10 protein-coding genes are annotated in these 12,896 nt (G+C 47.1%); 8 read left to right on the plus strand and 2 right to left on the minus strand.

The features are described from left to right. Nucleotides 1–363 precede the first annotated feature (363 nt). From ACYVB1_RS13335 to ACYVB1_RS13370, 8 genes are all read left to right on the plus strand, one after another. Nucleotides 364–1,950 carry a sensor histidine kinase gene (locus tag ACYVB1_RS13335; protein WP_460924270.1) on the plus strand — a complete coding sequence of 529 codons (1,587 nt, stop codon included), beginning with the start codon at nucleotides 364–366 and terminating at the stop codon, nucleotides 1,948–1,950. Nucleotides 1,951–2,225: 275 nt separating this feature from the next. Continuing rightward, nucleotides 2,226–3,497, plus strand: coding sequence for a chloride channel protein (locus ACYVB1_RS13340; RefSeq protein WP_460924271.1), 1,272 nt, complete (start codon nucleotides 2,226–2,228; stop codon nucleotides 3,495–3,497). A 133-nt stretch (nucleotides 3,498–3,630) separates the two neighbouring features. Next, entirely contained in the window at nucleotides 3,631–4,032 is a 402-nt protein-coding gene (locus tag ACYVB1_RS13345; RefSeq protein ID WP_460924272.1) for an ion channel, read from the plus strand. Nucleotides 4,033–4,342: 310 nt separating this feature from the next. Then, nucleotides 4,343–4,723: a hypothetical protein gene (locus ACYVB1_RS13350; RefSeq protein ID WP_460924273.1), complete on the plus strand. Its 381-nt coding sequence runs from the start codon at nucleotides 4,343–4,345 to the stop codon at nucleotides 4,721–4,723. Nucleotides 4,724–4,874: 151 nt separating this feature from the next. Continuing rightward, nucleotides 4,875–6,548, plus strand: coding sequence for a hypothetical protein (locus ACYVB1_RS13355; RefSeq protein ID WP_460924274.1), 1,674 nt, complete (start codon nucleotides 4,875–4,877; stop codon nucleotides 6,546–6,548). 12 nt (nucleotides 6,549–6,560) lie between these two features. Beyond that, on the plus strand, nucleotides 6,561–9,068 hold the full coding sequence (locus tag ACYVB1_RS13360; protein ID WP_460924275.1) for a DUF5723 family protein: 2,508 nt from the start codon (nucleotides 6,561–6,563) through the stop codon (nucleotides 9,066–9,068). Between the two features lie 706 nt (nucleotides 9,069–9,774). Then, a complete protein-coding gene (locus ACYVB1_RS13365) occupies nucleotides 9,775–10,410 on the plus strand; it encodes a carbonic anhydrase family protein (protein ID WP_460924276.1) in 636 nt (211 codons plus the stop codon). A gap of 368 nt (nucleotides 10,411–10,778) precedes the next feature. Further along, nucleotides 10,779–10,958: a hypothetical protein gene (locus ACYVB1_RS13370; protein WP_460924277.1), complete on the plus strand. Its 180-nt coding sequence runs from the start codon at nucleotides 10,779–10,781 to the stop codon at nucleotides 10,956–10,958. 287 nt (nucleotides 10,959–11,245) lie between these two features. Here the strand turns inward: ACYVB1_RS13370 and ACYVB1_RS13375 are convergent, their stop codons facing one another. Then, nucleotides 11,246–11,575, minus strand: coding sequence for a hypothetical protein (locus ACYVB1_RS13375; protein ID WP_460924278.1), 330 nt, complete (start codon nucleotides 11,573–11,575; stop codon nucleotides 11,246–11,248). Nucleotides 11,576–12,623: 1,048 nt separating this feature from the next. Beyond that, a partial coding sequence (locus ACYVB1_RS13380) for a hypothetical protein (protein WP_460924279.1) occupies nucleotides 12,624–12,896 on the minus strand: 273 nt, incomplete at its 5' end.

Consider the following 12,896-nt stretch of genomic DNA (forward strand, 5'->3'; position numbering starts at 1 on the left):
CCTCATCAGGCCCTCAACTTCAGAGCTCCGGTTGATTTATTGGAAGAAATTGTAAATTGAAAAGTCAACTTTCAAATGGCTCAAAATACGGGGGAGCTTACATTAAGAAAGAACCTGGTTTTAGATAAATAACTGATGTTACGCACAGTTCCACTATGGCAGCAAAGCGAATCTTATGGGGGAAAATTATGCACTGGCGGCCATTGCCTCTGCACCCTTAAACTGTTCGTTGTAGCGGCCTTACTTTGTAAGACCGCTACAGTAGGTCATCCTTTCGGCCGATAGGTTATGTAAGAAGGAGGAGCGAGCTAGACGGGAAACAATTCGTATGCTCCCTTTGTATTTATTTAATCATTCAAACCAATGGATAGTACTATCCCACAGCGCCCTGATGGCTGCAGAACTGCCTTTCACAAGGCTTTTGAAGCGTTGCCAGAGCTCTACCTGCTCCTGTCCACGGAGCTGGTCATATTAGCTGCCAGTGACGCTTATCTGGAGGCGACGCTGGCATCCAGGGAAGACATTGTAGGCAAATATGTGTTTGAGGCGTTTCCGGATAACCCGGAGACGCCTGACGCCAACGGCGTCGCTAACCTCCTTGCCTCCCTGCAGCATGTGCTCGCCACCGGAAAGCCGCACGAGATGCCGGTGCAGCACTACGATGTGCGCCGCCCTGCCGCTCTCGGGGGTGGGTTCGAGACGCGCTACTGGCTACCCCTGAACACGCCTGCCCTCGGAGACAAGGGAGAGGTGCTCTACCTCATACACCAGGTGACCAATGTGACAGACCAGGTAATAGCGCATCGGAAAGGGGAACTCAATGAGGCCCTGCTGAAGGGGCTGGCGCTCACTGCGCCGGTGGGGCTGTGGATGACGGACACCGCAGGGGCAATCACCTTCGTGAACCAGACATGGGTTGACTGGACGGGTAAGCCGTTAAGGGAGCACCTGGAACGGGGCTGGAGCCTTTCCATCCTGGAGGAGGACCGGGGGCAGGCGCTGGAACAACTCCTGAAGAGCATACGCAAGCGCATTCACTTTCGAGCAGAGTTTCGGGTGCTCCACACGGACGGGACTATCCGGTGGTGCTCAGCGGAGGGCGTGCCCCACTACCTGAGCAACAACCAGTTTGGCGGGTATGTGGTGTCTTGTAGTGACATTTCAAGGCTCAAGCAATCTGAAGAGCGGCTTCATGCACTGTCAGCAGAGCTAACTGTGTCTAATAGCGAACTGCTCTCTGTCAACAGGCAGCTCACGCGCATCAACTCAGATTTAGACAATTTTATTTATATAGCCTCTCACGATTTAAAGGCCCCTGTCGCCAACATTGAGGGGCTCCTGCAACTCCTTACATACCACCTCTTCTCTGATAGCTCAGACACAGAGGAGGCGCAGCATGTACTAAAGCTTATGCAGGACAATGTAATGCGCTTCAAGAAAACAATTGGCAACCTGACGGACATTACAGAGCTGCAGAAGCTCAATTCAGGGGAGGCCATGCCTGTAGACATCCCGAGGGTGGTGCGGGAAGTGCTTTTAGACCTAGAGCAGCAAATTCAGAAAGCCGGAACCCAGGTAGAAACGCAATTAGGCGACTGTAAGGCCATTCTGTTTTCAGAGAAGAATTTAAGAAGCATTGTTTACAACCTCCTGTCTAACGCCGTCAAGTACCGCGTTCCCGGGCGTGCCCCTCTGGTACGGGTGACCTGCCGTAAAGAGCAAGAGCACGTAGTGCTGGAAGTGCAGGATAACGGGCTGGGGATGAGCGATAAACAACAGAAAGAGCTGTATACCATGTTCAGGCGCTTCCATGACCATGTGGAGGGAACAGGTGTGGGCCTTCACATGGTGAAGCGGATAGTGGAGAATGCCGGGGGCAGGATTGAGGTAAAGAGCACAGAGGGGGAAGGCACCACTTTTACGGTTTACCTGAAAGGCCAGATTGGTTAAGCTGCTACCAGAGGCTTCCAGCAAAGCAAATAACCTGCGGAAAGAGCATTTCCTTTTTCACATGTACCATGCTTGATACGTTAGAAAAGCAGAATTTTATAAAATGAAAAACATGAAAGCATCATCATAACAGGAGGGGGATAAAGCGTGCTCACGTTAGCTTATTTATTATCATAAAAGAATATATTTTCGTTTATGCCGGAACGATATGGGAGAGACTGTAGCGTAAGCAGGTTTGATGAGGAACATAGGCCTGTTTCCAGTACCTTTGCCCGATGGACTTTAAGAGAAGAAGACTGGCGGTAACGCTACGGAACCAACTAAATTACCCTTTACAGTTCAATCCTTTTGTATTCAGCAAGATATTCCTGCTGTGGATAGCCATCGGCATTGTGGGCGGTGTGATAGCAGGTTTTTACTGGATCGTGCTGGAGGGCCTGCTCCATTTCCTGGCACAGTTCCAGGGGCTTTTAGTGATTCCGCTAATGGCTACAGCCGGCTTGCTGGCAGGCCTGATTATTTATTTTCTGGGAGACCCGGGCGAGATGGACCTTATCGTGAACAACATCCGCTTTAAGGGCGGCAGACTGGAACCAAAAAATAACCCTGCCATGATTTTCTCGTCGTGGCTGTGCATTGCCAGTGGCGGCAGTGCCGGCCCGGAGGCTCCGCTGGTGCAGGTGGTTGGCTCTACCGGAACCTGGATTGCCCGTAAGCTTAAAATCAGGGGTGAAGACCTGCGCTCCCTCAGCATAGCCGGTATGGCTGCGGCCTTCACGGCCCTTTTCGGCGCACCGCTTGGCGGCACTTTATTTGCCCTCGAGATCCTGCACCACAAGCACGTTGTGGAGTATTACCAGGCGCTCATACCGGCCTTTGTAGCAAGTTGCTCCAGCTACGTCATCTTTATTTTAATTACCCACATTGGTATCGGCCCAACCTGGGCCTTCCCGGTTTACGCCGCCCCCCAGCTGAACGACTTCTTTTACGCGATGTTGTATGCACTGGCTGGCACGGCTGTTGGCTGGCTCTTTATCTTTACCGTGCGCCAGAGCCGGGCAATGTTTCAAAAGTTTGGAGTACCCATTTATGTGAAAATGACGGTGGGCGGGCTGTTAATCGGTACCATTGCGTATTTCGTGCCGCTTTCCCGCTACTTCAGCCATGATGAACTGAGCCTGCTGCTCGAACAGCAGTTTACCCTGGAGCACCTGCTGATACTGTTGATAGCAAAGATCCTGGCCATTGCCTTTACCGTTACCTCCGGCTGGCGTGGCGGCTTTATTATACCGCTGTTCTTTGTTGGAGCCACAGTGGGCATGATCCTCAACACTGTTTTTCCGGGACAGAACCTGCCGCTGATCATGGTGAGCTGTATGGCCGCCATTAATGCCTGCGTCACCCGCACGCCCATCAGCACCATCATCCTGCTGTCCACCCTCACAGGCTTCCACCACTTCATCCCGATCATGTTCGCCAGCCTCACAGGCTTTTTCCTGGCTCCGAAAACACCGCTGATAAACGCACAGCTTGGAGTAGAGGAGTAAACGGAAAGGCCCCTTCACCGCAGCGTATTTGGGTGTTAAGAGGAGGCTTTGACCGGAAGGCTGTGTACTCTGTTTCTGAAACACTACCAGGCGCAAGAATCTATTACGGGAGTATATTTCGTAGAAAGAGCCTATGAAATTTCTTCCGACCCAACTTATTATCTTTCTTCAGAGTGAGCCCGACCGCCGCAACCTGCGGCTGTTGTTTCGGTTCCTGGTGGTGGTGCTGGTCCTGGTGTTGGTTTTCACGGTGATATTTCACCTGCTTATGTTGCGGGAAGGGCAACGATATTTCTTGATAACCGGTTTTTACTGGACCCTCACGGTGATGTCTACCTTAGGCTTCGGCGATATTATCTTTCACAGCGACGCAGGACGATTTCCTCCATTGTGGTACTCAAACTGGCGGTCCTTGTGCGGCGCAATAACCATCAGGTACTATTCTGGTCGGGAAACACTTTTCTCCGTCTCACAACCTGCCTATCTCTTTTGTCCGGGCAGCATAAAGCGATTGAACAATATTTCTATCAAGTAATCCGAATTCGCCAGGCAAAAGGCACAATGTTCTTCCGTGCTTTTTCTTCTCGCGCAGGAACTTATCCGGCAGGAAGAACTGGTTTCCTTTATGCTTCAGTAGCTCTTTCTCAGGTTTATTGAAAGCGCTTACAGGTACAGTTCCATTTTCTGGTATAAAGTGCTATTACCACAGTTTAACCTTAATATTAAATTATAAATATAGTATTTTTATTTTGTATTGTGTTGTAAAAATACCTACTATTAGGTATTGGATTCCCCTTCTAACAGCCTTAAATTTACAAACTTTTCACCTCTAAATACAATACTGTATGAGCAGTTTCACTCATAAGGGGCACCATTTTGCTTCTTTTTTAACTGAGCATGCTCAGGAAGTGGATCAAAGGAGTTCGTGCGGGCAGAAAGCCCCCAGGATAAAAGCGCCTGCAAAAAAAGATGAAACGGTTACGGACACTTTTCATCTTTATGCAGAGGGCTTATGGCTGGAACTTCACAATGACGAACCAATACAGCTCGTTAAGGCCATTATTTGCAGGGCTGATACGAATGAAAAGGTAGTGCAGCAAAATTTTGCTTTACCCAAGGGTAAAAGCAGCTTTTTCTGGAATTTAACAAAGGCCCTTTGGCCTGAAGATATGTACGTGCTGCTCATTAGAGGTGAAAAGCACCTACTCCAGTGGAAGTTTCCCTAGTAGCCTCTGTGCTACTAGCTTCCGCTGGTTAGCCCGGCTGGTGCGCTGGGCTTCTTTTTTTCCAAATGCCCCATTTGCACTAAAGAGAAGCAGTTATACGCTTCTGTTCCCGCTGATATAGTTCTAGCATACAATTAAATAACACGTCTCCATGTTTCAGTCAAACAAGTTTTTCCTGTTAGCTCTCGGCTGCTTTTTTGGGTTGCAGCCACAACTGAGCGCACAGATAGTAAGACCACTGAGTGCTCCGGTAAATGATCCGGCTGCTAGTGAAATCAGCCCTTCACTGAGTTCAGATGGACAAACGCTCATCTTTTTATCAGATCGGCTCCAGACAGGCGAGTTCAGAATTTATGAGTCTAACCAGCTCGCCTCTGACCGTTGGAGCCCCCCGAAGCTTATTCAGGGTGATATAAACGAAATTAACACCATTGATGCTGCCTTCCTGGGTTACGATGGCTCCACCATCTATTTTCACAGTAGTTCAGAAAGAGACAATGTAGGGGTGGAGGATATTTCCTTTATTCACAAGCAGAGAGAGGGTTGGGGCAAGCCTGAGAATGTGGGGGCTCCTGTTAATTCCCCAGGTTTTGACGGCCAGCCCAGTATTACAGCTGATGACACAAAACTGTTTTTTGTCCGCAAGGGCAAGAGCCCAAACTGTCGTGTGATGATGATGGCAGTGAAAGGCAAAGATGATAAATGGCTGGCGCCAATTGAGATGCCTACTTCCATTAACCAGTATTGTGTACAGACACCGCGCATTCTGCCAGATGGTAACACCTTGTTATTTGCCTCAGATCGTCCTGGCGGGAAAGGAGGGTATGACATTTACCTCAGCAAGTGGCAACCGGAAAGCGGCTGGTCAGAGCCACAAAATCTGGAATGGCTCAACACACCGGAAGATGATCTGTCGCCGGCTTATTCTATCAAGGATAACATCATCATTTACCAGTCGGGGAGAGACATGATGCAGGGAAGCCTGCCTGCTGACCAGCACTTGTTACAACAGACCTTCAGTATCATCAAGGGCATTACCAAAGATGAGGTGTCCGGTAAGCCAAATGCATCAGGCATCATAGTGAAGGAGCGCAAGGGCACACAAAGACCGCAGCACACGACAAGCAGTGCTGATGGTATGTTCACTTTAGTGTTGCGGAATGGTTATATATATGATGTTGAGGCAAATTCTGAGGCCTTCAATGCAGAAAAAAAGGAAATAAACCTTACTTCAGCTAATACCCACCAGTTTCTGACAACAGAAATAAAGCAACTGCCTGAAATTATCGAGCTGCAGTACCAGTTCTCTGATTCGCTTTTTGATGTGAAGATTAAGCCCGCTTTAACAATATATTCTCCCAAAGAACAGAAAGCAGTACCTGTTGCATATGACCCGAAGCTGCAGTCTTTTACAGCAAAAGTAAAGCTTCAGCATAATTATTATATAGAAGCCTCGCTGGAGGGTTATCCGGCCTTGAACGAACACTTCTATCTGGAGGATGTCAAATCCTATATTCCGGTGCGAAAGGAAAAAGTATTAAGGAGGCAGCGTTACAAATTTGTGTTCAAACCCATCGACAGGATATCCTCCAGACCAATGGAGGAGGTTGAATTTGCAATCATGGACACCAGGAAAAAATCACCTCTTTTTCCTGACTATGACCCGGAGACAAACGAGTATAGGGTAGAACTGGATGAGCAGGGAAGCTACAAAGTTACGTTCACCGCCGAGGGCTATAAGCCTGTTGAAAAGGTAATTGAGAGTCTCAAGTTTATCCGCGAAAATAAGCTGAAGCAGGAAATTCTTATGGAGCCAAATTTTTAAGCAATTGATCAAATGAAACATTTCTACTATAAAACCACTTTTGTGGTGGTGCTTTTTTTTATTAACCACCTGCTAGTGGCACAGCAAATGCCTGGTCTGAGTAACAGTAACTATTCGGGCATCCATGGCGTGATGGTGAACCCCGCTCAGGTGGCAGACACACGCTATGGGTTTTACATCACACTAGGAGGGTTTAACTTTACAGGTAACTCTTCTGTATTCGGAGATTTCAATACTGATGGTGTTACTTATCCGTTCCGGTTTCCATACAGCAACCAGCTTTATGAAAGTTCTTTGCGGAGCGGTGGATTAAATTCCCTGCAGGAAGTTAACCTGAGTTCAGAAGCGCTGGGGCCTGGTCTTATGATAAAGCTGAGCGAAAACAATGGCGTGGCCCTTTATACGCGCTACAGAAACCTTATCAGGGGAACTAATATTCCAGCTGCATTCGGGGCTTTTTATACTGGAGACATACCACAGGAGCTGGAGACAAGTAACGAGAATTTGAACATGCTGCTCAATGCCAACAGCTTTTCAGAAGTTGGCGTGTCTTTTGGTCAAACCCTGTATCAAAAGGGAAACCATTATGTTAAAGCTGGCTTTACCTATAAACGCCTTTCTGGTATTTACTCTTCTAGCTTCCAGCTGAACGACGCACGCTTTGATGTGGCCGAAGATCCGGTGTTAAAAGCAGCTGTTATGCAACTTTCAGCAAATGAATATGCGCTGGGCTACACCACACCCACGCGCACCCAGTTTAGTATGGCTGATCTTTTTGCTCTTAACGGTAATGTTGGTTCCGGGCATGGCTTTGATGTAGGTCTTTCATATGAGTTTCGGCCAAGGGTGGAGCAGTATGAATACATGATGGATGGGAAAATCAGGCTCGACAATACAAAAAATAAGTATAAGCTCAGGGCAAGCTTTGCGCTGTTGGATCTGGGAAGCATCACGTATCAGGGAAATGGTACCTACGGTGCGGGCGGAAGTATATCCAGCGTGCTGCTAAACCAAGATTCCTTCCGCTCCATAGGCGAGGAGCCAGTTGCTGGTGTGAGTGAAGTGCTTGGTATTAGTGATGGTGATTTAGAGCAGACCTCTTTTACTGCACAGCTTCCGCGCAGGATGAACGTACAGCTTGATTACCACATCGCTAATTCTTTTTACGTAAACATGATGCTGGATCACAGCCTTCACCAGGCAGGGGCTTTCGACATGAAGGTGCCTTCTGTTTTGGCGCTAACACCACGATTTGAAGGAGAAAGCTTTGAGTTCGCCACACCAGTTTCGCTGATTGAAGACTACAAGAAAGTAGCGGTGGGGGCTGCTATAAAATTAGGCCCCATGGAATTTGGTTTTTCGAACATTTTGGCCCTGGTGCAGCCAGACAAGTATGCCTCATCCAGCTTCTATCTGGGACTAAGATTATTTGATGTCAAAAAGAAGCGCAAAGATGCTGATAACGATGGCGTTTCAGACCGGAAAGACCTTTGCCCTGATGTGCAGGGGGTATGGGAATTCCGCGGTTGTCCTGATTCAGATCTGGATGGTGTTGAGGATAAGTATGATGAGTGTCCAAACCTGGCAGGCAACAAGAGCATGAGTGGCTGCCCCGACGCTGATGAGGATGGGGTACGGGATAACAGCGATTTGTGCCCTTATGAAAAAGGCCTTGCACGTTTCTACGGTTGCCTGGACTCTGATGGAGATGGTGTTCCGGATTATGAAGACGAGTGCCCTTCTCTTCCCGGACTGGCAGGCTATTTCGGCTGCCCTGATACAGATGGGGATGGTATTCCTGATTCAGACGATTTGTGCCCGAAGGTAGCTGGCCAGGCTGATTTTAAAGGTTGCCCGGATACAGACGGTGATGGTGTTCCGGACTCGGAAGATGAATGCCCTACAGTAGCGGGTTCTTATCGCCTGAATGGTTGTGTGGACACTGATGGTGATGGCGTGTCAGATAACAAGGATAACTGCCCGGAAGAAAAAGGTTCCAAGCTTACGTATGGCTGCCCGGATTCGGATGATGATGGTGTGCCTGATAAAGAGGATCAATGCCCTGCTGTGGCAGGTGACGCCTCCAATGCAGGATGTCCGATGTTCCAGTCAGGGCATGAGGATGTATTGCTCAGCCAGAAAGAGAAACAGGCTGTAAAAGAACTGGAAAAGGCGTTGACATTTGATAAACAGAGACAGCTTTCATCAAATGCTAAGGCCAGTGTGCAGTCCATAGCCGAGATACTGACAAAATATCCAGAGGCCAGACTGCTGATCATGTACTTCAACAAGTTTGAAGGGTCAAACTCCTCCGCTACTGATGCCTGGGGCAGCACTTCTGCTTCGTCAGACAATAAGAAAAACCTCAGTGAAGAAAATGCTAAAGTTCTTCAACAGGCTTTTATAAACCAGGGACTGTTTGCAGACCAGGTGGTAATAGAGCAGAAGTGGATAGAGGACATTCCGGATAAGGTTGATTTGAATCAGCAGTCTATGCTGATGCTTCGTGTGATTCGCTAAACAGAAATCTTTAAACTGGAACAAGAGCTTGCAGCATTTCTGCAAGCTCTTGTTTTTATAATTATTACATTCTTAAAGAGAATCCACACCAAATACCTGGAGGACCTGCTGTTTGAAGAAGACTTGAAGTTTGTGGCAGAGCGCATGTCCCATGCAGCATATTACTTCCTAAGCTCCACAGGTGGCACCTTTTGCTGGTGTTCAGATGGAGGAGGTTATGAGTCTGCTATTCAGGTTTATTCAGGAGCATACGTAGCTCCTGGTTCCTCTCCATTACCTCGTTCTCTAATGTGTGCTGCTTTGAATATGCGGTGAAACTATGTGCACAAATTTGCATAGGGTTTAACTTTCGTGCATATTCAAAGGCAGCGCCTAAGCAAAGTGAATTGGTAGTGAGAGTAAGTTAAAATTTTTAAAGTTGCAACGGGTGAAACGCAGTCGCGTACTTAGGTCTTAAGATAAGCGATGGCAGGATACATCATTCCTGCTGCTTTTACCTGGCTATATCAGCGGGGTAAGAACAGATGCAGAAGAAACTCTGTAAAAATAATGTTTTCAGGGGGCAGGGGAGGTATGTCACGCTTTAAATTCAGGAGCTGGAGAATCGGGGAAATCAAAGAAGAACAGATTTTTCAGGAGCCAACTGTGTATTTCAGTAACTTTGAACTATTCCATTCAATATAAAACCAGATAAAGTATACAGCACATGAGAACGCAAACAAAAGAATCACAGAGCAGCATAACGCCAGATAAGGCCTTACAGCTCCTGAAGGAAGGAAATGAGCGGTTTATCAATAATGATAAAGCCGACCGCGATTTGCTGCAGCAAGTAAATGAAACCTCCAAGGGGCAATTCCCCTTTGCGACCATCTTGAGCTGCATCGACTCCAGAACCTCTTCTGAGCTTATCTTTGACCAGGGAATGGGGGATATCTTCAGTATAAGAATAGCAGGAAACATTCTTAACGAAGACATTCTGGGTAGTATGGAGTTTGCCTGTAAAGTAGCGGGATCAAAGTTGCTGGTTGTGCTGGGGCATACAAAGTGCGGAGCCATCTATGGTGCCTGCAACCATGTGGAGATGGGCAATCTGACTACACTACTGCGAAAAGTGCAGCCTGCCATTGACAGAGAGTCAGACACACCTGAGGAGGAGCGGCATGGTAAGAATGACAAGTTTGTCTACAATGTGACGGTAAACAATGTAAATTACACCATTGACCGAATCAGGAAGGAAAGCCAGGTGCTGGCCGACATGGAGAAGAGTGGGGAAATCAGGATAATTGGTGGACTTTATGATGTGGAAACCGGCAAAGTTACTTTCTATGAAGATGCCGCTTAGTGGTATAAAACGCTAATAAATTAACCGTATTACCTGAGAGACAGCCTTCTGTAGAAGAATACAGGTTGAAGTATATCCTGCTTTCTTCTGCATAAGGCTGTTGCTTATTAGAATTATGTGCATCAGAAAAGACCATTTTTTTTCGCACTAATATACCTTGATAAGTGCGAAACAGGTATATATCAAGTAAACTGCCTTTAGCAACCAAAGAAGAAAGCGCACTGGCATAAGCGGCTGCTTGTCTTTCAGTAATAACAATGTTGTCTACTACCCGTGCTCCCCACCTAAAAATAAATTCAGTGGCTTTGCGATGAAATCATTTTACCAACAATGAAGTTATATCCTGGATTGTTTTAGACTTATAAGAAATGACAAAAGAAGAGTTTGATGGTAAATTCAAAGAGACGTTGGATAATATACTGCTAGCTATGGCTGAGAACTCAGAAATAGACCTGAACAAGTTTTATAGCATGGCCTGCGTGCTGGAAAACCTGAGATTCTTTAGCCCGGTAATTTATGGAGCCATCAAAAATAAAAAAGAATCATAGTCAGTGTTAATACGCCCTGGCTTCGGAGGTTGCGGGTGGCGCAGTTCACTTATGTTGTAGCAAAGAGAGCCAGTAGGAGCAATGTATGGTTGCTCCTACTGGCTCTTTCTGTTGGGTATTCTTTTTCAGGAGAACCAGGTTCAAATAAAATCTTACCTATATCTAAGGCGTACTACCCGGCTATGGAGGGCGAAGGGCAGGTTCAAACAGCATAGGAACTGTAGTATAATATTCTGCGCGGCTTTTTTGTCCGACAACTTAAAAATGTTTTAAACCTGCCTTACTTATCAGGCCTGGATTGGCATCTGTACATCTCCAAGAGCCGCAATAATTTTCGCAGCCTTGCCTGCTCCGTAATTTTCACGAATGTAGTCTTCGTTGATGGTAAAACTTGGCGCTGCAGGATCGCCATCGGCCTTGTACTCTTTTCCTTCTGCTAATTTTTTATCGAGTTTTAAATCCGCAACCAGAACGTTAGCACGGTGCCGGAACGCTGCCCGAATAAGAGCGTCTACAGTATCACTGTCCGCTTCCTCTTTTATTACCTGTGGATCCAGGTCGTTTGCCGTACAGATCTGATTGAAGATGGCTAAGTTTCTTTCTGTCTTGTTTTCCATAGTCCTGTTCTTTGATAATGGCTTTAACGATGAACTCGCTTCAAGGTCGCATTTCTAGTGCAAATTTGCGTTCGAACGGTATGGCTTCGGAACTTCTGTTTTATTCAGCAATGGAAGGCCCAGGCAGTGAAGGAGCAGCTACAAACTAGTTTTCTCGGCTTACCAACTATAGTTGTTCTTGCCAACAGCATCTTATGTTGAGGAAGTCCTTTGAGGCCGACTAACAATCATTTACTGGCCTTAGAAAAGTAAGTAATGCTGCAGAGGAGTAACGGCAAAGGCTTTCGTTGTATGGTCGCTAACGGAAACGGAGCTGGTTGTCGGTACATTAAGGAATGTGTGCAAATTTTAACGATACCTTCACTGTCACCAGCCATCAATCCGGTAAAGGCACTTTCCGTTCTGTTGACGTTCCAGTAACAGGCTAAAAGCATGCTGCCTTTTTGCAGCTTTTAGCTTGTGAAGTAAGAGGGTTATGTGTTGTTAAGCCCTTATTACTTTTAGTATAAGGTAGTTGGGTGTAAATTGTAGAGAGGCTTTACTGTTTCAGTTGCCTTCTGCTACGCAGGAACTTCCGCAGCGCTCCCTGTTGTTGCGCCATAGCTCCTGAAACACAGGCAAAGCCAAAAGAATGGCCTGCAGATTGTTTATTGTATTGGAAATACCGGTTCATCAGTAACACCTAGTCCCAGCGTCCGGGCCTGGAAAGGAAACGGAACAGTAAAAACAGCGCGGGGCAACCTAAGGGATAGGGCGCCAGGCGCAGGTCTCGTGCAGGCCTGAGAAAAAACTCTGAGGCATTTTAGAAGGTTTTCCCCCGCAGTGTCAGGCACTTGCGGCGAAGGAGGAGAGGGGCAGGAGGTTTTCCTCATGCTGCCCCTTGCAAAGCAGGAAAAGATACCTACCTTTGCATCCCGCTTCGGCAGGAAGGGGAAAGGGAGGGCTTGGTAACACAGCCTCTACGTGAAAAAAGGAAGGGTGGGGAAGAAGAAAAACTTCTTTCGCTGCATTGCAAAGAGCGAAACTCTTCGTACCTTTGCAACCCGCTTCAGAGGTGGTCTGAAAGGGAAAGCGAAAAGAGAGACAGAAAAAAAACTTCTTCTTTTTTCTTGCGGAATGAGAAAAATTCCTTACCTTTGCATCCGCTTCCAGAGAAAGGGAGGCAAGTGGCACGGTTCTTGAGATAGAGAGAAGGTCGCTGAAAAAAAAGAAAAGAAAAATTTTGGTGCTTAAGTAGAAAACGCCGAACTTTGCGACCCGCAAAAGAGCAAGAGGCTCTTCGTGAGTGAGAAGAAAACACCGGCATCATCAGGATGCCGCA

It is taken from the genome of Pontibacter brevis (assembly GCF_054779655.1).

Excerpts from the sequence above, each read along its gene's own strand:
- ACYVB1_RS13335 (WP_460924270.1), top strand. The coding sequence starts at position 364 with ATGGATAGTACTATCCCACAGCGCCCTGATGGCTGCAGAACTGCCTTT.
- ACYVB1_RS13340 (WP_460924271.1), top strand. The coding sequence starts at position 2,226 with ATGGACTTTAAGAGAAGAAGACTGGCGGTAACGCTACGGAACCAACTA.
- ACYVB1_RS13345 (WP_460924272.1), top strand. The coding sequence starts at position 3,631 with ATGAAATTTCTTCCGACCCAACTTATTATCTTTCTTCAGAGTGAGCCC.
- ACYVB1_RS13350 (WP_460924273.1), top strand. The coding sequence starts at position 4,343 with ATGAGCAGTTTCACTCATAAGGGGCACCATTTTGCTTCTTTTTTAACT.
- ACYVB1_RS13355 (WP_460924274.1), top strand. The coding sequence starts at position 4,875 with ATGTTTCAGTCAAACAAGTTTTTCCTGTTAGCTCTCGGCTGCTTTTTT.
- ACYVB1_RS13360 (WP_460924275.1), top strand. The coding sequence starts at position 6,561 with ATGAAACATTTCTACTATAAAACCACTTTTGTGGTGGTGCTTTTTTTT.
- ACYVB1_RS13365 (WP_460924276.1), top strand. The coding sequence starts at position 9,775 with ATGAGAACGCAAACAAAAGAATCACAGAGCAGCATAACGCCAGATAAG.
- ACYVB1_RS13370 (WP_460924277.1), top strand. The coding sequence starts at position 10,779 with ATGACAAAAGAAGAGTTTGATGGTAAATTCAAAGAGACGTTGGATAAT.
- ACYVB1_RS13375 (WP_460924278.1), bottom strand. The coding sequence starts at position 11,575 with ATGGAAAACAAGACAGAAAGAAACTTAGCCATCTTCAATCAGATCTGT.